This is a genomic window from Citrobacter sp. Cpo142, from assembly GCF_030332425.1.
Classification (GTDB): Bacteria; Pseudomonadota; Gammaproteobacteria; order Enterobacterales; family Enterobacteriaceae; genus Citrobacter; species Citrobacter portucalensis.
Map to the genome: position 1 here is coordinate 85,307 of NZ_JAOWHW010000149.1, position 21,712 is coordinate 107,018.

Annotated in this window: 17 protein-coding genes; 14 read left to right on the plus strand and 3 right to left on the minus strand. The window is 53.2% G+C overall.

Features of this window, described 5'->3' with window-relative positions:
- Positions 1–54 precede the first annotated feature (54 nt).
- Genes motA through cheW form a run of 4 tightly spaced genes read left to right on the plus strand, consistent with a single transcriptional unit; the run spans position 55 to position 4,433 of the window.
- Positions 55–942, plus strand: a complete 888-nt coding sequence (motA, locus tag OGY18_RS25970; RefSeq protein WP_286554845.1) for a flagellar motor stator protein MotA — start codon at positions 55–57, stop codon at positions 940–942.
- Entirely contained in the window at positions 939–1,868 is a 930-nt protein-coding gene (gene motB / locus OGY18_RS25975) for a flagellar motor protein MotB (RefSeq protein WP_003034631.1), read from the plus strand. Before motA ends, motB begins: the two co-directional genes overlap by 4 nt.
- Before the next feature lie 4 nt (positions 1,869–1,872).
- Positions 1,873–3,909, plus strand: coding sequence for a chemotaxis protein CheA (gene cheA / locus OGY18_RS25980; RefSeq protein ID WP_279275817.1), 2,037 nt, complete (start codon positions 1,873–1,875; stop codon positions 3,907–3,909).
- 20 nt (positions 3,910–3,929) lie between these two features.
- Complete coding sequence (gene cheW, locus OGY18_RS25985) at positions 3,930–4,433, plus strand: chemotaxis protein CheW (protein WP_003034638.1); 504 nt, start codon at positions 3,930–3,932, stop codon at positions 4,431–4,433.
- Positions 4,434–4,509: 76 nt separating this feature from the next.
- On the opposite strand, the gene OGY18_RS25990 is transcribed toward cheW, so the two are convergent.
- Entirely contained in the window at positions 4,510–5,769 is a 1,260-nt protein-coding gene (locus OGY18_RS25990) for a dicarboxylate/amino acid:cation symporter (protein WP_003833882.1), read from the minus strand.
- Positions 5,770–6,175: 406 nt separating this feature from the next.
- Here OGY18_RS25990 and tar point away from each other — a divergent pair, with 406 nt between their 5' ends.
- The 10 genes from tar to bglB all read left to right on the plus strand — a co-directional run bounded on the left by tar (position 6,176) and on the right by bglB (position 17,695).
- Positions 6,176–7,831, plus strand: coding sequence for a methyl-accepting chemotaxis protein II (gene tar, locus OGY18_RS25995; RefSeq protein WP_286529539.1), 1,656 nt, complete (start codon positions 6,176–6,178; stop codon positions 7,829–7,831).
- 43 nt (positions 7,832–7,874) lie between these two features.
- Complete coding sequence (tap, locus tag OGY18_RS26000) at positions 7,875–9,476, plus strand: methyl-accepting chemotaxis protein IV (RefSeq protein WP_191235587.1); 1,602 nt, start codon at positions 7,875–7,877, stop codon at positions 9,474–9,476.
- A gap of 19 nt (positions 9,477–9,495) precedes the next feature.
- On the plus strand, positions 9,496–10,368 hold the full coding sequence (gene cheR, locus OGY18_RS26005) for a protein-glutamate O-methyltransferase CheR (RefSeq protein WP_286554849.1): 873 nt from the start codon (positions 9,496–9,498) through the stop codon (positions 10,366–10,368).
- Positions 10,365–11,414 carry a protein-glutamate methylesterase/protein-glutamine glutaminase gene (locus OGY18_RS26010; RefSeq protein WP_003833872.1) on the plus strand — a complete coding sequence of 350 codons (1,050 nt, stop codon included), beginning with the start codon at positions 10,365–10,367 and terminating at the stop codon, positions 11,412–11,414. Before cheR ends, OGY18_RS26010 begins: the two co-directional genes overlap by 4 nt.
- Positions 11,415–11,431: 17 nt before the next feature.
- The gene (cheY, locus tag OGY18_RS26015; protein WP_003034656.1) at positions 11,432–11,821 is read left to right on the plus strand and encodes a chemotaxis response regulator CheY; all 390 of its coding nucleotides are present in this window, start codon (positions 11,432–11,434) and stop codon (positions 11,819–11,821) included.
- Between the two features lie 10 nt (positions 11,822–11,831).
- Complete coding sequence (gene cheZ / locus OGY18_RS26020; protein ID WP_003034659.1) at positions 11,832–12,476, plus strand: protein phosphatase CheZ; 645 nt, start codon at positions 11,832–11,834, stop codon at positions 12,474–12,476.
- 158 nt (positions 12,477–12,634) lie between these two features.
- Positions 12,635–13,786, plus strand: a complete 1,152-nt coding sequence (gene flhB / locus OGY18_RS26025; RefSeq protein WP_126317818.1) for a flagellar biosynthesis protein FlhB — start codon at positions 12,635–12,637, stop codon at positions 13,784–13,786.
- Positions 13,779–15,857, plus strand: a complete 2,079-nt coding sequence (gene flhA, locus OGY18_RS26030; RefSeq protein ID WP_003034666.1) for a flagellar biosynthesis protein FlhA — start codon at positions 13,779–13,781, stop codon at positions 15,855–15,857. The genes flhB and flhA overlap by 8 nt, the downstream gene beginning before the upstream one ends.
- Positions 15,857–16,249, plus strand: a complete 393-nt coding sequence (flhE, locus tag OGY18_RS26035; protein WP_003833862.1) for a flagellar protein FlhE — start codon at positions 15,857–15,859, stop codon at positions 16,247–16,249. Before flhA ends, flhE begins: the two co-directional genes overlap by 1 nt.
- Before the next feature lie 306 nt (positions 16,250–16,555).
- Positions 16,556–17,695: a beta-galactosidase BglB gene (bglB, locus tag OGY18_RS26040; RefSeq protein ID WP_148361850.1), complete on the plus strand. Its 1,140-nt coding sequence runs from the start codon at positions 16,556–16,558 to the stop codon at positions 17,693–17,695.
- On the opposite strand, the gene mrdA2 is transcribed toward bglB, so the two are convergent.
- The gene (gene mrdA2, locus OGY18_RS26045; protein ID WP_286554852.1) at positions 17,667–19,604 is read right to left on the minus strand and encodes a peptidoglycan DD-transpeptidase MrdA2; all 1,938 of its coding nucleotides are present in this window, start codon (positions 19,602–19,604) and stop codon (positions 17,667–17,669) included. The genes bglB and mrdA2 overlap by 29 nt on opposite strands.
- Positions 19,605–19,834: 230 nt before the next feature.
- A complete protein-coding gene (argS, locus tag OGY18_RS26050) occupies positions 19,835–21,568 on the minus strand; it encodes an arginine--tRNA ligase (protein ID WP_003833857.1) in 1,734 nt (577 codons plus the stop codon).
- Between the last annotated feature and the right edge of the window lie 144 nt (positions 21,569–21,712).

The following is a 21,712-nucleotide window of genomic DNA, read 5'->3' on the forward strand; positions in this document are numbered from 1 at the left end:
CGTTAATTGCCCGACTGCGCATCCTGTCATAGTCAATTGCGAAAGGATGATGTCGTGCTTATCTTATTAGGTTACCTGGTTGTTATTGGTACAGTTTTCGGCGGTTACATGATGACCGGCGGACACCTTGGGGCACTCTATCAACCGGCTGAGCTGGTGATTATCGGTGGTGCGGGTATTGGGGCATTCATCGTCGGCAATAACGGGAAAGCCATCAAAGGGACGATAAAAGCGATCCCGTTGCTTTTCCGTCGTTCGAAATACACCAAAGCGATGTATATGGATCTGCTGGCGCTCTTGTATCGCCTGATGGCCAAGTCACGTCAACAGGGCATGTTCTCGCTTGAGCGCGACATCGAAAACCCAAAAGAAAGTGAAATCTTCGCCAGCTATCCGCGCATTCTTGCGGATGCTGTAATGCTTGATTTTATTGTCGATTATCTGCGCCTGATCATCAGCGGCAACATGAATACGTTTGAAATTGAAGCGCTGATGGACGAAGAAATTGAGACTCATGAGAGTGAGGCTGAAGTCCCGGCGAATAGTCTGGCGATGGTCGGCGACTCACTACCGGCATTCGGGATCGTCGCGGCCGTTATGGGGGTTGTGCATGCGCTGGCTTCTGCCGATCGCCCGGCAGCAGAGCTGGGTGCGTTGATTGCGCATGCGATGGTGGGAACATTCCTCGGTATTTTGCTGGCCTATGGATTTATTTCTCCGCTTGCCAGCGTTCTGCGACAGAAAAGCGCTGAAACAACCAAAATGATGCAGTGCGTGAAGATAACGCTGCTCTCCAATCTGAATGGTTACGCGCCGCCGATTGCCGTTGAATTTGGTCGTAAAACACTGTACTCCAGCGAACGTCCTTCGTTTATCGAACTGGAAGAACATGTTCGTGCGGTGAGAAATCCAACTGCGCAACAGACGACCGAGGACGCATGAAAAATCAGGCCCATCCCATTATCGTTGTAAAGCGACGCAAGCATAAGAATCACGGTGGTGGGGCGCATGGCTCGTGGAAAATCGCCTACGCCGATTTTATGACCGCGATGATGGCCTTCTTTCTGGTGATGTGGCTCATTTCTATTTCCAGCCCTAAAGAATTGATCCAGATTGCCGAATATTTCCGTACACCGCTGGCCACCGCAGTGACTGGGGGAAATCGTATTTCGAATAGCCAAAGCCCGATTCCAGGCGGCGGGGATGATTACACCCAGCAGCAGGGCGAGGTGAACAAGCAGCCGAATATTGATGACCTGAGAAAACGTATGGAACAGAGCCGCTTGAGCAAACTTCGCGGCGATCTCGATCAACTGATTGAATCCGATCCCAAACTGCGAGCGCTGCGTCCGCATTTAAAGATTGATTTAGTTCAGGAAGGTCTGCGGATACAGATTATCGACAGCCAGAATCGCCCGATGTTTAAGACCGGTAGCGCTGAAGTTGAGCCGTACATGCGCGATATCCTGCGCGCGATTGCACCAGTGCTCAACGGGATCCCTAACCGGATCAGCCTTTCCGGTCACACGGATGATTACCCTTACGCGAATGGTGAGAAAGGGTACAGCAACTGGGAATTGTCTGCCGATCGCGCAAATGCATCGCGTCGCGAGCTGGTTAGCGGCGGTCTGGATGATGGAAAAGTATTACGTGTGGTAGGTATGGCCGCCACGATGCGTCTGAGCGATCGCGGTCCTGAAGACGCTATCAACCGCCGTATTAGCCTGCTGGTTCTCAATAAGCAGGCAGAAGAGGCCATTTTGCATGAAAACGCTGAAAGCCAGAATGAGCCGGTAAGTGTCTTACAACGGCCAGCGGAACTCCCGCCGGTAAGCGTTCCCACATCGCCACCAGCCAATCCGAGGTGATAGCGTGAGCATGGATATTAGCGATTTTTATCAGACATTTTTTGATGAAGCTGACGAACTGTTGGCTGATATGGAGCAACACCTGCTTGATTTGGTTCCTGAAGCCCCAGATTCCGAACAGCTGAATGCCATTTTTCGTGCAGCGCACTCGATTAAAGGCGGGGCGGGCACCTTCGGCTTTACCATTTTGCAGGAAACGACCCATCTGATGGAAAACCTGCTGGATGAAGCGCGGCGTGGCGAGATGCAGCTCAATGCCGACATTATCAACCTGTTTTTGGAAACGAAAGATATTATGCAGGAACAGCTCGACGCCTATAAAAGCTCAGTGGAGCCTGATGCCGACAGTTTTGAGTATATCTGCCAGGCGTTACGGCAGTTAGCGCTCGAAGCGAAAGGTGAAACCGCACCGGCAGTAGTCAACTCAGCAAAACTGAGCGTTGTTGACAGCGCCGCGATGCAGGAAGAGGCGGTTGCAAAGCCAGAATCCGCCAGTGAAGAGAGTAAAAAACGCATTACTCTCTCGCGTCTGAAAGCCAGCGAAGTGGATTTACTGGAAGAGGAACTGGGGAATCTGGCGACCTTAACCGATGTGGTAAAAGGAAGCGACACGTTATCAGCAACGCTTGATGGCAACCTTGCAGAAGATGACATCATCGCGGTGCTCTGCTTTGTCATTGAAGCTGACCAAATTGAATTCGAAACCGTCAGCGCAGCGCCTGTGGCAGTAGAACCTGAAGAGGTGGCTGTTGTCACTGAGCCGCAGCCGGTTGCTGTGGCACCTGCGGTGAAAGCTACCGCCAGTGAAGCACCACATAGCCGCGTGGAACGTGAAAAACCCGCCCGCGCCAGCGAGTCGACCAGTATCCGCGTAGCGGTTGAAAAGGTTGATCAGCTTATTAACCTGGTCGGTGAGTTGGTGATCACGCAGTCGATGCTGGCCCAGCGCTCTAACGAACTGGATCCTGTCAATCATGGCGATCTCATCACCAGTATGGGTCAGTTACAACGTAACGCCCGAGATTTGCAAGAGTCGGTGATGTCGATTCGTATGATGCCAATGGAGTATGTGTTCAGCCGTTTCCCTCGTCTGGTGCGCGATCTGGCCGGTAAGCTGGGTAAACAGGTCGAGCTGACGCAGGTAGGTAGCTCAACCGAACTCGATAAGAGCCTGATTGAACGCATCATCGATCCGTTGACGCACTTGGTGCGTAACAGTCTCGACCATGGTATCGAGCTGCCGGAAAAACGCCTTGAATCCGGCAAAAGCCCAATCGGCAATCTGACGCTTTCCGCGGAGCATCAGGGCGGGAATATTTGTATTGAAGTGACCGATGATGGCGCTGGCCTGAACCGCGAACGTATCCTGGCTAAAGCTGTCTCTCAGGGCATGCCGATCCACGAAAACATGAGCGATGACGAAGTGGGTATGCTGATCTTCGCTCCAGGCTTTTCGACCGCCGAACAGGTGACGGATGTTTCCGGACGCGGCGTGGGTATGGATGTGGTGAAGCGAAATATCCAGGAGATGGGCGGCCATGTTGAGATCCAGTCTAAACAGGGACAGGGGACCACTATTCGCATTCTGCTGCCGCTGACGCTGGCGATCCTCGACGGGATGTCCGTGCGTGTGGCCGATGAGGTCTTCATTCTGCCACTGAATGCCGTTATGGAATCGCTGCAACCGCGCGAAGAAGATCTCCATCCGCTGGCCGGAGGAGAGCGCGTTCTGGAAGTGCGTGGCGAATATTTACCGCTGGTTGAGTTGTGGAAAGTCTTTGAGGTTGAAGGCGCTAAAACTGAAGCGACTCAGGGCATAGTGGTCATTTTACAAAGTGCAGGGCGTCGCTATGCGCTGCTGGTGGATCAGTTAATTGGCCAACACCAGGTGGTGGTCAAAAACCTGGAAAGCAACTACCGCAAAGTGCCAGGTATTTCTGCTGCAACGATCCTCGGCGACGGCAGCGTCGCGCTGATTGTCGATGTCTCTGCATTGCAGGGGTTAAACCGCGAACAACGTGTGGCGATCACAGCCGCCTGATTGAGTGAGAAGGGAATAATATGACCGGTATGAGTAATGTAACTAAACTGGCCGGCGAACCGTCAGGTCAGGAATTCCTCGTGTTTACGCTGGGGGATGAAGAGTACGGTATCGATATCCTGAAAGTGCAGGAAATCCGTGGTTATGATCAGGTGACGCGCATCGCTAACACGCCAGCGTTTATCAAAGGCGTCACAAACCTGCGTGGTGTGATTGTGCCTATCGTCGACCTGCGCGTGAAATTTAGCCAGAGCGATGTGGATTACAACGAAAACACCGTGGTGATCGTGCTGAATCTGGGTCAGCGTGTGGTTGGCATTGTGGTAGATGGCGTCTCGGATGTGCTGTCGCTGACGACGGATCAAATCCGTCCGGCACCAGAGTTTGCGGTCACGCTGTCAACGGAATATTTGACGGGATTGGGTGCGCTGGGTGACCGGATGCTGATTCTGGTCAACATTGAGAAGCTGCTGAACAGCGAAGAAATGGCGCTGCTGGATATTGCCGCTTCCCACGTCGCATAATCGCCATAACTCATCCGGCCTACAATGATTGCTGTTGCAGGCCGGATGAGCGTAGCGTATCCGGCAGATTTCCCTCTTACGCTTCCCGCTCAACCAGCTCCGGTTCTTCTTCCAGTAAACCTTCATCCTGCGCCAGCATCGCCGTTGCAATCCCGTTACCTAATACGTTGATTGCTGAACGTCCCATATCCAGGAAGTGGTCAATTCCCATCAGCAACAGGATCCCGGCGACCGGAATGTTAAAGCTCGGGATGGTTGCAGCCAGTACCACCAGAGCTGAACGCGGCACACCGGCAATCCCTTTGGACGCCAGCATCAGCGTCAGCATCAGGACGGTGATTTCTGCGAAGGATAGGTGGATGTTATAGGCCTGCGCGATAAACATGGAGGCAAATGAACAATAGACCATGGAACCGACCAGGTTAAACGAATAACCGATAGGTAGCACGAATGACACGATGTTGGGTGAGCAGCCAAATTTAGTTAATTGCTCCAGCGTTTTCGGATAAGCGGCCTCAGAGCTGCTGGTGGTGAATGCGACCAAAACCGGGTCTTTCAGCATGCTCACCAGGCGAAATACCTCTTTTTTCAGCATGACATAACCCACAGCCAGCAGAACCAGGCAGGTCAGCAAAATCGCCACATAGTAGCCGCCGATAAACGACGCATAGTTAAGCAGGATCCCCAGCCCTTGGGTGGAGATGACGGAAGAGATGGCGGCAAAAATAGCCAGCGGCGCAACGTACATCACGTAGCCGGTCACTTTCAGCATAATGTGGGAAACCACATCCAGCGCGGCAACCAGTGGAGCGTTAAATTTCTCTCCGAGCGATGCGCCACCAATACCGAAGAACATTGAGAACACTACAATTTGCAGGATCTCATTGTTAGCCATCGCTTCGGCGATGCTGGTTGGAATGGTATGCGTCAGAAAACCTTTCAGGCTCATGCCGCCCACGGCGAGACCGGTGTCGGTGGCTTCCAGTGGGATCGCCAGGTTCAGCCCGCTGCCAGGTTGCTCAAGGGAAACCACAAACAGACCGACCAGGATAGACAATATAGAAGAGCTGATAAACCAGATCATCGCTTTGCCGCCCACGCGTCCGATGGTGGACGTTTCTCCCAGGCGCATAATACCAACTGTCAGGGTGCTGAATACTAAAGGCGCGATCACCATTTTAATCAGGCGTAAAAAGATGTCGGTAAGAAGCGTAATGTTATCGGCCCAGGCGGTCACAACGCCGGGGGAGGCATAAGAGTGGATCACCGCACCCGACAGGATCCCCGCCAGCATGAAGATCACGATAAACAACGTGAGTTTGTTTGCATTTGCCACTAAAAAGCCCTCAGTAAGGATTTAACATTTATTGATCGATTACTCATTTTTTATACTTATTAAGTGGTAACGAGGTATTCATCATATAAATTGGATTAAAGCGTAAGCGGATACAACTTTTTTTAATTTTTTATCCATTTTGTTGTGGTATTTACGATGCGTATGTGTGATCTCAATCACATAAAAATGCGTACTTCGGCCATTCTGGCCGTGCTCATCGATGAAAATAAATGTTATTTACATGATAATTATGGTGTTTTTATGTGAATAATTTGTGGTTGCTGCGCACCCGTTTTATTTTCCCCTCGCCAGGCTTCACATCCCTTCAGGATTTCCTTTTCGCAAACGTAAAGTTATCTCAGCGAGTGCCGATAACGTTGATAACTCGTTTTCAGGAAGGTGCCTTATGTTTAACCGTATCCGCGTTGTCACAATGCTGATGATGGTGCTGGGGGTTTTCGCACTGCTACAGCTTGTTTCCGGTGGTCTGTTGTTTTCTTCATTGCAGCAGAATCAGCAAAGTTTTGTTATTTCTAACGATCTTCGACAGCAGCAAAGTGAACTCACCTCAACATGGGATCTGATGCTGCAAACACGAATCAATTTAAGCCGTTCTTCTGCGCGCATGATGATGGATGCGTCTAACCAGCAAAGCAGCGCCAAAAACGATCTGCTGAAGAATGCGAAAGCATCGCTGGCACAGGCTGAAACGCATTACGCAAAATTTAAAAACATCGCACCGTTGCCGGAAATGGCAGAAGCCAGCGGCAACGTTGAGGAAAAATATCAGCAGTACCATGCGGCCCTGGCAGAACTGGTTCAGTTTCTGGAAAGCGGCAATATGGACGCCTACTTTGCGCAGCCTACGCAGGGAATGCAAAACGCGCTCGGCGAGGCGCTGGGCAAGTACGCCAGCGTTAGCGAAAAGCTTTACGTCCAGGCATTTGATCAAAGCGCGCGGGATTACCATTTCGCCCAATGGCAGCTTGGCGTGTTGGCCGTCGTGCTGGTGCTGATTCTGGTGGTGGTCTGGTACGGCATCCGTCATACCCTGCTTAATCCTCTGTCCCGTGTCATTGCCCATATCCGGGAAATCGCCAGCGGTAACCTGACCGCAACTCTCGCTGTTAGCGGTCGTAACGAAATCGGCGAGCTGGCCAGTACGGTTGATCATATGCAGCGCTCCTTGACGGAAACCGTCACCCTGGTGCGTGAAGGCTCTGATGCGATTTATTCCGGTACCAGCGAAATTGCCAGCGGAAACACTGACCTTTCATCTCGTACGGAACAGCAGGCGTCTGCACTGGAAGAGACCGCAGCCAGCATGGAACAGTTGACCGCAACCGTGAAGCAAAACGCGGACAACGCGCGTCAGGCCTCGCAACTGGCGAAAAGCGCGTCCGATACCGCGCAGCATGGCGGCAAAGTGGTTGATAGCGTGGTGAACACCATGCACGAAATCGCCGATAGCTCGAAGAAAATCGCCGACATCATCAGCGTCATCGATGGCATTGCCTTTCAGACCAACATTCTCGCACTGAACGCGGCGGTTGAAGCAGCGCGTGCCGGTGAGCAAGGCCGCGGCTTTGCTGTGGTGGCGGGTGAAGTGCGTAATCTGGCAAGCCGCAGTGCGCAGGCGGCGAAAGAGATTAAGGCATTGATTGAAGATTCCGTTTCCCGGGTTGATACCGGTTCCGTACTGGTAGAAAGCGCCGGCGAAACGATGAACGATATCGTCAATGCCGTGACGCGGGTGACAGACATTATGGGCGAGATTGCCTCGGCATCTGACGAGCAAAGCCGGGGGATTGATCAGGTTGCGCTCGCGGTCTCTGAAATGGATCGTGTTACGCAGCAAAACGCCTCATTGGTACAGGAGTCAGCTGCCGCAGCGGCCGCTCTTGAAGAACAGGCCAGTCGCTTAACGCAGTCGGTATCGACTTTCCGTCTTGCGTCACGTCCGGCCTCGACAAAACCGCGCGATACACGATTACCTGCAGCCCCGAGCGCATCCTATCCGCGCCAGAGCATTGAACAAGATACCAATTGGGAAACATTTTGACTGATAGTTAAACCGCGGCCAGTGCCGCCCGATGGGAGCGTTGATGTTTAATCGTATTCGAATTTCGACCACGCTGTTTTTGATTTTGATCCTCTGCGGAGTTTTGCAGATTGGCAGTAATGGCTTGTCCTTCTGGGCATTTCGGGACGGTTTTCAGAACCTGAATCAGGTCGAACGGAGTAATCAGCAACGCGCTGCGCTGGCCCAAACCCGCGCTGTGTTATTACAGGCCAGTACGGCCCTTAATAAGGCAGGGACGCTGACCGCCCTGAGCTATCCGCCAGAGGACATCAAAACGCTGATGACCCTCGCGCGCGATAGCCTGACGCAGTCTGAATTGATGTTTAAACGCTTTATGGCGACGTCGGATTCGACGGAGCAAGGCAAGGCGCTGTTTGGCGCAACGGAGAATAGCTTCAGCCAGTGGCACAGCGCTCTCGCGCATCAGGCAACCTGGCTTGAAAACAATCAGTTGTCAGATTTTCTGACCGCGCCGGTGCAGGCGGCTCAGGATGCTTTTGATGCGAATGTGAATGCGTGGCAGAGCAACATTGACAGCGTGTTGCAAACGGCGGGGGAGCAGAGTCAGCGTAATTACCATATGTCGGGGGTGATTTTCGCCACCATGGTGGTACTGGCGGCACTGCTCACCAGCGGTGCGCTGTTCTGGTCACGCAAGATGATCGTTCAGCCGCTGGCGATTATTGGCAGCCATTTCGACAGTATTGCCGCGGGGAACTTGGCACGACCGGTAGCGGTTTATGGGCGCAATGAGATCTCGGCTATTTTTGCCAGCCTGCAGAAGATGCAAAAGGCGTTACGCGAAACGGTAAGTGACGTTCGTCAGGGCAGCTCAGCCATGCATAGCGGTATTTCAGAAATCGCGATGGGCAATAACGATTTGTCTTCACGGACTGAACAGCAGGCGGCTGCGCTGGCGCAAACGGCGGCCAGCATGGAACAACTGACCGCCACCGTCGGCCAGAACGCTGATAACGCACGCCAGGCGTCAGGAATCGCCAAAAGTGCGGCAGACACAGCGCATAAAGGTGGCGAGCAGACGTCCCGGGTCGCCAGCACCATGCATGAGATTTCTGCCAGCTCGCAGAAAATCGGCGACATTATCGGGGTGATTGACAGCATTGCCTTCCAGACCAATATCCTGGCGTTGAATGCCGCGGTAGAGGCCGCCAGAGCGGGGGAGCAAGGGCGTGGTTTTGCCGTCGTCGCCGGAGAAGTGCGCAATCTGGCAAGCCGTAGCGCACAGGCGGCGAAAGAAATTAAGGGACTGATTGAGGAATCCGTCATCCGGGTGCATCAGGGATCGCAACTGGTGGATATGGCGTCGCGCACGATGACGGAAATTGTCAGTTCGGTGACCCGGGTTAACGACATCATGGGCGAGATTGCCTCGGCATCCGATGAACAGCGCAGAGGCATTGAGCAGGTGGCGCAGGCCGTCAGCCAGATGGACTCCGTGACGCAGCAAAACGCCGGTCTGGTGGAAGAAGCCGCATCCGCCGCCGGACAACTTGCGACGCAGGCCGATCATCTTTCTGCTTGTGTCGCATTTTTTAAACTTGAAGAGCAAACCGTAGCAAAACAAGAGTTGGCGCAGCCTCAGGTTGCGCCCGTTGTATCCTGAATGTGATTGAGAAGGCGCTATGACATCATCTCTGCCCTCCGGGCAAACGTCATTATTGTTACAGATGACACAGCGCCTCGCGCTGTCTGACGCGCATTTTCGTCGGATATGTCAATTAATCTACCAGCGTGCGGGGATCGTACTGGCCGACCATAAGCGGGACATGGTTTATAACCGCCTGGTTCGTCGTCTGCGTACCCTGGGGCTGGATGACTTTGGTCGCTATCTCAGCATGCTGGAAGCTAACCAGAACAGCGCTGAGTGGCAGGCTTTTATTAACTCCCTGACAACCAACCTGACCGCGTTTTTTCGCGAAGGGCATCATTTTCCGGTGCTGTCAGATCACGCTCGTCGGCGCAGCGGTGAATACCGAGTCTGGAGCGCGGCGGCGTCAACCGGAGAAGAACCCTACAGCATTGCGATTACGCTTGCCGATACCTTAGGTATGGCACCGGGCCGCTGGCGTGTATTTGCCAGCGACATTGATACCGAAGTGCTGGAAAAGGCCAGAAACGGCATTTACCGCCTCGATGAGCTAAAGACGCTGTCACCCCAGCAGTTGCAGCGTTATTTCATGCGCGGCACCGGGCCGCATGAAGGGCTGGTACGCGTTCGGCAGGAACTGGCAGTGCATGTTGAATTTTCCAGCGTGAATTTACTGGATAAGCAGTACAACGTGCCCGGACCGTTCGACGCCATATTTTGTCGTAACGTTATGATCTATTTCGATAAAACGACTCAACAGAACATTTTGCACCGTTTTGTTCCACTTCTTAAACCTGACGGGCTGCTGTTTGCAGGTCATTCAGAAAACTTTAGCAACCTTGTGCGCGAGTTTAGCCTGCGTGGACAGACCGTGTATGCGCATGCGCCAGGTAAGGATAAAGCATGAGTAAAATCAGGGTGTTGTCGGTAGATGATTCTGCATTGATGCGTCAAATCATGACCGAAATTATTAATAGTCACAGTGATATGGAAATGGTGGCGACGGCGCCGGATCCGTTGGTCGCCCGGGATTTAATCAAAAAATACAATCCCGACGTCCTGACGCTGGACGTGGAAATGCCGCGCATGGACGGCCTCGACTTTCTTGAGAAGTTGATGCGTCTGCGTCCGATGCCGGTAGTCATGGTTTCTTCGCTGACCGGTAAAGGTTCAGAGGTCACGCTGCGGGCGCTGGAGCTGGGGGCGATTGATTTTGTCACCAAACCGCAACTGGGGATCCGCGAAGGAATGCTGGCGTATAGCGAGATGATTGCGGAGAAAATCCGCACCGCATCGCGGGCAAAACTGGCGGCCCATAAGCCCATGGCTGCACCGACGACCTTGAAGGCAGGGCCATTACTCAGTTCGGAAAAACTGCTGGTGATTGGCGCCTCAACCGGAGGAACAGAGGCAATTCGCCATGTACTCCAGCCATTGCCGCTTTCAAGTCCGGGTATTCTTATTACCCAGCATATGCCGCCAGGATTTACCCGTTCGTTCGCCGAACGACTGAACAAACTGTGCCAGATAACCGTGAAAGAGGCAGAGGACGGAGAGCGCGTACTTCCAGGGCATGCGTATATCGCGCCGGGCGACAAGCATATGGAACTGGCGCGCAGCGGCGCGAACTATCAAATCAAAATTCATGACGGTCCGCCGGTTAATCGGCATCGGCCTTCAGTGGATGTGCTGTTCCATTCGGTGGCGAAACATGCGGGGCGCAATGCCGTCGGGGTGATCCTGACCGGTATGGGCAACGATGGCGCAGCCGGAATGTTAGCGATGAATCAGGCGGGAGCCTGGACCATTGCGCAAAACGAAGCAAGTTGTGTGGTGTTCGGCATGCCGCGCGAGGCCATCAATATGGGTGGCGTAAGCGAAGTGGTCGATCTTAGCCAGGTGAGCCAGCAAATGCTGGTGAAAATTAGTGCCGGACAGGCAATACGTATTTGAATCAGGAGTTTATTTTTATGGCGGATAAAGAGCTTAAGTTTTTGGTTGTGGATGACTTTTCCACCATGCGTCGCATCGTGCGTAACCTGCTTAAAGAGCTGGGATTCAACAATGTTGAAGAGGCTGAAGATGGCGTGGATGCGCTGAACAAGCTGCAGGCTGGGGGATTCGGCTTTGTTATTTCTGACTGGAACATGCCGAACATGGATGGACTGGAACTGCTGAAAACCATCCGTGCCGATGGCGGGATGGCTTCTCTGCCGGTGCTGATGGTCACGGCAGAAGCGAAAAAAGAGAACATCATTGCGGCAGCACAGGCAGGTGCCAGTGGCTATGTCGTGAAACCGTTCACGGCGGCGACGCTGGAAGAAAAACTGAATAAAATCTTTGAGAAACTGGGCATGTGAGGGTGTGATGATGATGCAACCACAAATTAAACCTGCTGACGAACACTCTGCCGGGGACATCATCGCGCGCATCGGCAGTTTGACCCGAATGCTGCGCGACAGCTTGCGTGAACTGGGGCTGGATCAGGCCATTGCCGAAGCGGCAGAAGCGATTCCTGATGCCCGCGATCGTCTCGATTACGTTGTACAGATGACCGCTCAGGCGGCAGAGCGCGCGCTGAACAGCGTAGAAGCTTCGCAGCCGCATCAGGACGCGATGGAAAAAGGGGCCAAAGACCTGACCAAACGCTGGGATGAATGGTTCGAAAATCCGATCGAACTGTCCGACGCTCGAGAACTGGTCACCGATACCCGTCAATTCCTTGGTGATGTGCCCGGACATACCAGCTTTACCAATGCCCAGTTGCTGGACATCATGATGGCGCAGGATTTCCAGGATCTCACCGGACAGGTCATCAAGCGCATGATGGATGTTATCCAGGAAATTGAACGTCAGCTGCTGATGGTTCTGTTGGAAAACATTCCGGAACAGGGCGCTCGTCCAAAACGTGAAAACGAAAGCTTGCTTAACGGCCCGCAGGTTGACGCCTCGAAAGCCGGTGTAGTGGCAAGTCAGGATCAGGTTGACGACCTGCTGGATAGCCTCGGGTTCTGATGAGTATTTGCCGGATGTGAGGCGTGGACCTCGCATCCGGCTTACGCGCAATTCTGCTTAAAGCCATAAATCCCGTCTTTTTTACCGCTTACTCTTCCCATTGCTGGATAGCTGTTCTGGCATCATTCTCGCCTATATCTCTATCCAGGGTCTGATGCGTGGCAGAAGAAAGCGACGACGACAAAACAGAAGCCCCCACACCCCACCGACTTGAAAAAGCGCGGGAAGAAGGGCAGATCCCCCGATCCAAAGAGCTAACCTCACTGCTCATTTTGCTGGTGGGTGTGTGCATTATCTGGATAGGTGGGGAGTCGCTTGCCCGCAGACTGGCTGGCATGCTGTCGACCGGATTACGTTTTGACCACAGTATGGTCAACGACCCGAATCTGATCCTCAGCCAAATCATCCTGTTGATTAAAGACGCAATGATTGCGCTGTTGCCGTTGATTACCGGCGTCGTTTTGGTGGCTTTAATCTCCCCGGTGATGCTTGGCGGCTTGATTTTCAGCGGTAAATCCCTGCAACCCAAATTCTCGAAGCTGAATCCGTTACCGGGCATTAAGCGCATGTTTTCCGCGCAAACCGGCGCAGAACTGCTCAAAGCGATACTGAAGTCCACGTTAGTGGGAAGCGTGGCCGGATTTTATCTCTGGCATAACTGGCCGGCGATGATGCGTCTGATGGCGGAGTCACCGATTACGGCGATGGGCAACGCCCTGGATTTAGTCGGTATGTGTGCACTACTGGTGGTACTTGGTGTTATTCCGATGGTGGGGTTCGACGTCTTTTTCCAGATCTATAGCCATGTGAAAAAGCTACGTATGTCGCGTCAGGATATCCGCGATGAATTTAAGCAAAGCGAAGGTGACCCGCACGTTAAGGGCAAAATTCGTCAAATGCAGCGCGCGGCCGCTCAGCGTCGCATGATGGCGGATGTGCCGAAAGCAGACGTTATTGTCACTAACCCTACGCACTACTCAGTGGCGTTGAAGTATGACGAGAACAAAATGAGCGCGCCGAAAGTTGTTGCGAAAGGGGCCGGGCTGGTTGCGCTGCGCATCCGTGAAATTGGCGCAGAGCACCGTGTCCCGACATTAGAAGCGCCGCCACTGGCGCGTGCGCTCTATCGCCATGCTGAAATTGGTCAGCAAATACCTGGTCAATTGTATGCCGCCGTTGCTGAAGTACTGGCATGGGTATGGCAGCTAAAACGCTGGCGTCTGGCTGGCGGCAAGCGTCCACCACAACCTGAAAACCTTCCGGTGCCTGAAGCACTGGATTTCATGAACGAGAAGAATACTGATGGCTAATCTGGTCGCGATGCTGCGTCTGCCCAGCAACCTGAAATCCACGCAATGGCAAATCCTTGCCGGACCGATCCTCATCCTGCTGATCTTGTCGATGATGGTGCTGCCGCTGCCGGCTTTCGTCCTCGATTTGCTGTTCACATTTAACATCGCGCTGTCGATCATGGTGCTGCTGGTGGCGATGTTCACCCAGCGTACGCTGGAGTTTGCCGCATTCCCGACGATTTTGCTGTTTACCACATTATTACGCCTGGCGCTGAACGTCGCGTCGACCCGTATCATTTTGATGGAAGGACACACCGGCGCAGCGGCGGCGGGGAAGGTAGTTGAAGCCTTTGGTCACTTCCTGGTGGGCGGTAACTTTGCGATCGGCATCGTGGTCTTCGTGATTCTCGTCATCATTAACTTTATGGTAATCACCAAAGGTGCCGGACGTATCGCCGAGGTTGGCGCTCGCTTCGTGCTGGACGGAATGCCCGGCAAGCAGATGGCGATTGATGCGGATTTGAATGCCGGTCTGATTGGCGAAGATGAAGCTAAAAAACGACGCTCGGAAGTGACCCAGGAAGCGGATTTCTACGGCTCTATGGACGGTGCGAGTAAATTCGTCCGTGGAGATGCCATCGCCGGTATTCTGATCATGGTTATCAACGTGGTCGGCGGCCTGTTAGTTGGGGTGTTGCAGCATGGTATGAGCATGGGCAGCGCTGCGGAAAGTTATACCCTGCTGACCATCGGTGACGGGCTGGTGGCACAAATTCCTGCTCTGGTTATCTCCACCGCGGCGGGGGTTATCGTGACCCGCGTGAGTACCGACCAGGACGTAGGCGAACAGATGGTGACCCAACTGTTCAGTAATCCCAGCGTTATGCTGCTCAGCGCGGCGGTGCTTGGGCTTTTGGGTCTGGTTCCTGGCATGCCGAACCTGGTGTTTCTGATGTTTACCGCTGCGTTACTGGGTCTGGCCTGGTGGATGCGCGGTCGTGAGCAAAAAGCGCCAGATGAACCGCAGCCGGTGAAAATGCCGGAAAACAACTCCGTGGTGGAAGCGACGTGGAATGACGTACAGCTGGAAGATTCGCTGGGCATGGAGGTCGGTTATCGCCTGATCCCGATGGTAGACTTTCAGCAGGATGGCGAGTTGCTGGGGCGAATTCGCAGTATTCGTAAGAAATTTGCCCAGGATATGGGCTTCCTGCCGCCGGTGGTGCATATCCGTGACAATATGGATCTGCAGCCAGCCCGCTATCGAATTTTGATGAAAGGGGTAGAAATTGGCAGTGGTGACGCCTATCCGGGACGCTGGCTGGCCATTAACCCGGGTACTGCCGCCGGGTCGCTACCGGGTGAGAAAACGGTCGATCCGGCTTTCGGACTGGACGCTATCTGGATTGAAAGCGCATTGAAGGAACAGGCGCAGATTCAGGGTTTTACGGTGGTTGAAGCCAGTACTGTTGTCGCTACTCATCTAAACCACCTGATTGGGCAGTTCGCCGCTGAGCTGTTTGGCCGTCAGGAAGCGCAGCAGTTACTGGATCGAGTGTCGCAGGAGATGCCAAAGCTGACGGAAGATCTGGTGCCGGGCGTTGTGACGCTCACCACGCTGCATAAAGTGCTGCAGAACTTACTGGACGAGAAAGTACCGATTCGCGATATGCGCACCATCCTTGAAACACTGGCGGAACATGCGCCGCTGCAAAACGATCCGCATGAGCTGACTGCTGTGGTCCGTGTTGCGTTAGGGCGCGCCATCACTCAGCAGTGGTTCCCGGGGAATGAAGAGGTTCAGGTTATCGGCCTTGATACTCCGCTCGAGCGTTTGCTGCTGCAAGCGCTGCAGGGGGGCGGCGGCCTGGAGCCTGGGCTTGCAGACCGACTGCTGGCCCAGACTCAGGAAGCGCTGTCCCGGCAGGAAATGTTGGGCGCGCCGCCGGTCTTGCTGGTTAATCACGCGTTACGTCCGTTACTGGCGCGGTTTTTACGTCGCAGCATCCCGCAGTTGGTGGTGTTATCGAATATGGAGCTTTCCGATAACCGCCATATCCGCATGACGGCGACCATTGGAGGTAAATAATGCGTAAGTTACTGTGGTTGTTGTTTTTTCCTCTGGTGGCGCAGGCCGCTGGAGAAGGGGCCTGGCAGGCAAGTGGCATGGGGATCACCTTAAATCACCGTGGCCAATCAGCCTCGTCTGATCCTTTGGTTCCCAGCCAGCCGGTCTCAGGCTTGATGACGCTGGTGGCCTGGCGCTATGAGCTGAATGGCCCCACGCCCGCAGGTTTGCGGGTGCGTTTATGTTCTCAGTCCCGTTGTGTCGAGCTGGACGGGCAAAGTGGGACCACCAACGGGTTCAATAACGTTCCGGCCATTGAACCGATGCATTTTGTCTGGGAGGTCCCCGGCGGTGGTCGCCTGATCCCCGCGTTACGCATTCAGAGCAATCAGGTGATTGTGAACTACCGTTAACACCCACCGTCATTCAGACCAGCAGTTGAAACTGCTGGTTGTTTCAACATTTCAGTCTCTCACTCAATTAAATAGAAACGCTGTTTTATAAAATAAGTGACGTACGTTGCCGGACTCTTTGTATTCTTGCCATTTCACGAATCCTTCTGGCAGAAATAGAAAGGTTTCACTTCCTGTTAGCTTTTACTGTGACCCTATAAGGATGCCCATTGTCAAAGTGAGGATTGCGGGGCCTCCAAAAAAGCTGCTGCGCCGTAACAGGGGCAAGTCTCAGCATTGAATCCGACATTGACAGAGGTTAAGTAAATGATTGTTTACCCGGTTAAACATAGCCCGTTATTGCGCCAGCCAGAACATTTTATTGCCAGGGATGAATTAAAAACGCTGATCAAAAAGGTGACGCATAATCTGGTCAATATTCATGACGAAACCGGTGAGTTCTTGCTGCGTCTGGACGATGGTCGCGTAATTGATACCAAGGGCTGGGCGGGATGGGAGTGGACACACGGCGTCGGCCTGTACGGGATGTATCAGTACTATCTGCAAACCGGCGATGAAACGATGCGCGATATCATCGATAGCTGGTTTGCCGAGCGTTTTGCTGAAGGTGCGACCACCAAAAACGTGAACACCATGGCGCCATTTTTAACGTTGGCGTATCGCTATGAAGAGACGCGTAACCCAGCGTATCTGCCGTGGCTCGACAGCTGGGCTGAGTGGGCAATGCATGAGATGCCGCGTACCGAATTTGGTGGTATGCAACACATCACGCTGGCGGAAGAAAACCATCAACAGATGTGGGATGACACGCTGATGATGACGGTTTTACCGCTGGCGAAGATTGGCAAGCTACTCAATCGCCCGGACTACATCGAAGAGGCAACGTATCAGTTCCTGCTGCACGTGCAAAACCTGATGGATAAAGAAACGGGGCTGTGGTTCCACGGCTGGAGCTATGAAGGAAATCATAACTTTGCTAATGCCCGCTGGGCGCGTGGCAACAGTTGGTTAACTATCGTGATCCCGGACTTCCTCGAATTACTTGATTTACCGGAAAACAATTCTGTTCACCGCTATCTGGTTCAGGTCCTGAACGCGCAAATCGCGGCGCTGGCGAAATGCCAGGATGAAAGTGGGTTGTGGCATACCTTGCTGGACGACCCTCAGTCGTATCTGGAAGCATCGGCAACTGCCGGATTTGCCTATGGGATCCTCAAAGCAGTGCGTAAACGCTATGTTGGGCAAGAGTATGCGCTGGTGGCCGAAAAAGCCATTCGCGGCATTGTGCAGCATATTTCACCGGAAGGTGAACTGCTGCACACCTCGTTTGGTACCGGGATGGGACACAATCTCGATTTCTATCGCAATATTCCTCGGACCTCCATGCCTTACGGACAGGCGATGGCGATGCTGTGTCTTACCGAATACTTGCGAAAGTATTTTTGATATCGGTATTCGATGGCGATACCGCTATCGGACCTGATGGTTCAGTCGTCACTGTTTGTACCGTGTTGTCCTGCGGGGCAAACAGATGATCCATGATTTGACGCATAACCGGCGCGGCGGTGACACCATCGCTGCCGCCGTTTTCCAGAATTAACGCTACCGCGACCTTCGGGTTCTTATAGGGCGCAAATGCGGTGTAGAACACGTGGTCGCGCAAGCGGACAGGGATCATCTTCGCATTGTAGGTCTGATTTTCTTTCAGGCTAAAGACCTGTGAGGTGCCGCTTTTCGCCGCAATGCCGTAAGGCGCGGTGTGAAAGAACTTATAACCTGTACCATTGGGTTCATTTGCCATGCCGAACATCGCCTGACGCACCAGTCCCCAGTAGGGCGATGAGGCTGATGCGATTTGTGACGGAGCTTCTGGAGCCTGATACGGCGTGATGGTTTTGCCGCTCTCTTCATCGAGCAGCAGGTGAGGGACGATAACCTTGCCGTTGTTAATCAGTGCGACCATGGCTTTTACCATCTGGATAGGCGTGGCAATCCAGTAGCCCTGGCCGATGCCAACTGAAATAGTATCTCCCTGATACCAGGCTTTTTTGTGCACTTTTTGCTTCCATTCGCGGCTCGGGAGCAGGCCGTTATACTCCTCATCAAGATCGATGCCGGTCGGTTTACCGTAACCAAACTGGCTGAGCATGCTGTTAATCCGGTCGATCCCCATCATATACGCCACCTGATAGAAGAACGTATCGGCAGACTCTTCTATCGCTTTGGTGACATCCAGCATACCGTGGCCCGTTTTTTTCCAGTCACGGTAATGTCGCTCGGTGCCGGGTAGCGTCCAGGTAGGAGCACCGAAGAAACTGGTCTGCGGTGTGATCACACCGTTTAGTAATGCCGACATCGCCATATACGGTTTGACCGTTGAAGCGGGAGGGTACAACCCCTGCGTGACGCGGTTGATTAATGGCAGGTCTTTATCCTGGAGTAGCTTGTTATAGTCCTGATAGCTGATGCCTTTGACAAACGGATTAGGGTCGTAGCTGGGGTTTGAGACCATCGCCAGTACGGAACCGTCGTGTGGATCTTCAACCAAAACGGCGGCACGCTGGCCAGCTAACAGGCTCTCAATATATTGCTGTAAATGTAAATCCAGCGTCAGATGGATATCTTTTCCGGCAACGGGCGGCACATCTTTGATCAGGCGTACGATGCGTCCGTGGTTATCTACTTCCACCTCCTGATAACCGGTCTTTCCATGCAGTTCGTTTTCGTAATAGCGCTCAATACCTTGCTTACCGATGTTGTGATCGGCGGCGTAGTTCTCCGCCAGACCTTTTTGATCCAGTGCTTTCAGGTCGTTGTCATTGATTTTTGAAACATAACCCAGGACATGCGCCAGCGCCGCGCCATAGGGATACTGGCGGTCTTCGTAACTATTGATGTTGACGCCGCTAAAATGAAACTGGTTTACCGAGAAACGGGCGATTTCGACATCGGTTAGCGCATTTTTTAGCACCACAGGACGATAGCGGCTGCTGGTTTTCAGCTCATGGCGAAACTGGTCTATGTCATCAGGAGTGAGGTCAACGATCGGCGTGAGCTGCTGGAGTAACGCATTCATATCGCTGATTTTATACGGCGTAACAGAAATATCGTACCAGGTAACGTTGCGCACCAGCGGGATGCCGTTGCGATCGTAAATCATGCCGCGCGTTGGGGCGACGGGCAGCATTTTGATGTCGTTTGCATTCGACCGGGTGGTGTAATACTGGTGCTGACAGATTTGTAAGTTATACAGATTGTAAATCAGGATGCCAAAACAGATGACTACCAGGCCAAAGGCCACCAATACACGCCGCTGGAAGAGCTTTTCTTCCGCCTCAAAATCTCTGAATGTCATTGACCCGTACCCGATTAATTCGCCGCCTAATGATACGGAGGCTTAGACGGGATGACAGGCAAAAGATGTTCCATATCTCTAGGGAAATGTGTCATTCCTTGTGGGTTGTTACAAATTACAGTGAACGTAGCCGTTTCTCGTCGGCCTGATAGTGCTGCCTACGAGGGCGGTAATTCGGGGAAATAAAAAAACCCGCGACATAGCGCGGGCTTTCATATTACTTGAGGTGATTACATACGTTCTACTGTTTCGATACCCAGTGTATCCAGACCCAGCTTCAGCGTTTTCGCCGTCAGCTGTGCCAGTTTCAGTCGGCTGTTACGAATCTCTTCGTTTTCAGCGCTGAGAATAGGGCAGTGCTCGTAGAAGCCGGAGAACAGACCAGCAACGTCGTACAGGTAAGCACACATCACGTGTGGCGTACCTTCACGTGCAACGACGGTCAGCGTTTCTTCAAACTGCAGCAGACGTGCCGCCAGTTGAGCCTCGCGATCTTCGCTGATGACGACCTGCGCATTTGCCAGCGCGCTTTCGTCGATATCTGCTTTACGGAACACGGACAGTACGCGGGTATAAGCGTACTGCATATATGGCGCGGTGTTACCTTCGAACGCCAGCATGTTGTCCCAGTCGAAGATGTAGTCGGTAGTACGGTTTTTGGACAGATCCGCGTATTTCACTGCGCCGATACCGACCGCATTTGCCAGTTTTTCCAGTTCGTCGGCAGGCATGTCTGGGTTCTTCTCCGCGACCAGACGACGTGCGCGCTCCAGCGCTTCATCCAGCAGATCGGCCAGTTTTACCGTGCCGCCCGCGCGGGTTTTGAACGGTTTACCGTCTTTGCCCAGCATCATACCGAACATGTGGTGTTCCAGCGGCACTGAATCCGGCACATACCCGGCTTTACGTACGATGGTCCATGCCTGCATTAAGTGCTGATGCTGACGGGAGTCGATGTAATACAGTACGCGGTCGGCATGCAGGGTTTCGTAACGATATTTGGCGCAGGCGATGTCGGTTGTGGTGTAGAGATAGCCGCCATCTTTCTTCTGAATGATAACGCCCATCGGTTCGCCTTCCTTGTTCTTATACTCATCAAGGAATACGACGGTAGCGCCTTCGCTTTCAACAGCCAGGCCTTTCGCCTTCAGATCGGCGACGATGCCAGGTAGCATCGGGTTGTACAGGCTTTCGCCCATGACGTCGTCACGGGTCAGGGTAACGTTGAGGCGATCGTAGGTTAACTGGTTCTGCGACATGGTAATGTCGACCAGTTTGCGCCACATCTCACGGAAGTATTCGTCACCGCCTTGCAGTTTCACGACATAACTACGGGCGCGTTCCGCGAAGGCTTCATCTTCATCGTAATGTTTTTTCGCATCACGGTAGAAACCTTCCAGGTCAGCCAGCGCCATCTCCCCGGCATTTTCCTGCTGCTGTTTTTCCAGCCATGCGATGAGCATACCGAACTGAGTACCCCAGTCGCCGACGTGGTTAGCGCGAATAACGTTGTGACCGAGGAACTCCAGCGTACGCACCGCCGCGTCACCGATGATGGTGGAACGCAGGTGACCAACGTGCATCTCTTTCGCTACGTTAGGCGCGGAGTAGTCAACCACGACGGTTTGTTTAGCCGGTTGAGTGACGCCCAGACGATCGGAAGCCAGCGCCTGCTGAACGTGCTGCGCCAGAAATGCCGGATCGAGAAAAATATTGATAAAGCCCGGGCCTGCAATTTCAACTTTGCTGGCAATCCCGTTGAGATCCAGATGAGTCAGCACCTGCTCAGCCAGTTGTCGCGGCGCCATACCCAGTTTTTTAGCGACAGCCATCATGCCGTTAGCTTGATAGTCGCCGAACTGTACTTTTGCTGACTGACGAACCTGCGGTTCGCAATCTGCAGGCGCACCTGCAGCAATCATGGCCTGACTGACTTTTTCTGAGAGAAGAGCCTGAATATTCACCGGAATACCTTACATTTATGAAGCGGCCTAAAATTCACCGCACCAGTTTAAGAATTAAGGGCGGGAGTATACTGCAAATGCCCGTTGCCGTCAGCATTGTGTGTACCGCCAGTAGCCTGAATTATAAACAATGCAATGGCGTAA

Excerpts from the sequence above, each read along its gene's own strand:
- bglB (WP_148361850.1), top strand. The coding sequence starts at position 16,556 with ATGATTGTTTACCCGGTTAAACATAGCCCGTTATTGCGCCAGCCAGAA.
- mrdA2 (WP_286554852.1), bottom strand. The coding sequence starts at position 19,604 with ATGACATTCAGAGATTTTGAGGCGGAAGAAAAGCTCTTCCAGCGGCGT.
- cheY (WP_003034656.1), top strand. The coding sequence starts at position 11,432 with ATGGCGGATAAAGAGCTTAAGTTTTTGGTTGTGGATGACTTTTCCACC.
- cheR (WP_286554849.1), top strand. The coding sequence starts at position 9,496 with ATGACATCATCTCTGCCCTCCGGGCAAACGTCATTATTGTTACAGATG.
- cheZ (WP_003034659.1), top strand. The coding sequence starts at position 11,832 with ATGATGCAACCACAAATTAAACCTGCTGACGAACACTCTGCCGGGGAC.
- tar (WP_286529539.1), top strand. The coding sequence starts at position 6,176 with ATGTTTAACCGTATCCGCGTTGTCACAATGCTGATGATGGTGCTGGGG.
- cheW (WP_003034638.1), top strand. The coding sequence starts at position 3,930 with ATGACCGGTATGAGTAATGTAACTAAACTGGCCGGCGAACCGTCAGGT.
- motB (WP_003034631.1), top strand. The coding sequence starts at position 939 with ATGAAAAATCAGGCCCATCCCATTATCGTTGTAAAGCGACGCAAGCAT.
- OGY18_RS26010 (WP_003833872.1), top strand. The coding sequence starts at position 10,365 with ATGAGTAAAATCAGGGTGTTGTCGGTAGATGATTCTGCATTGATGCGT.
- tap (WP_191235587.1), top strand. The coding sequence starts at position 7,875 with ATGTTTAATCGTATTCGAATTTCGACCACGCTGTTTTTGATTTTGATC.
- flhE (WP_003833862.1), top strand. The coding sequence starts at position 15,857 with ATGCGTAAGTTACTGTGGTTGTTGTTTTTTCCTCTGGTGGCGCAGGCC.
- flhA (WP_003034666.1), top strand. The coding sequence starts at position 13,779 with ATGGCTAATCTGGTCGCGATGCTGCGTCTGCCCAGCAACCTGAAATCC.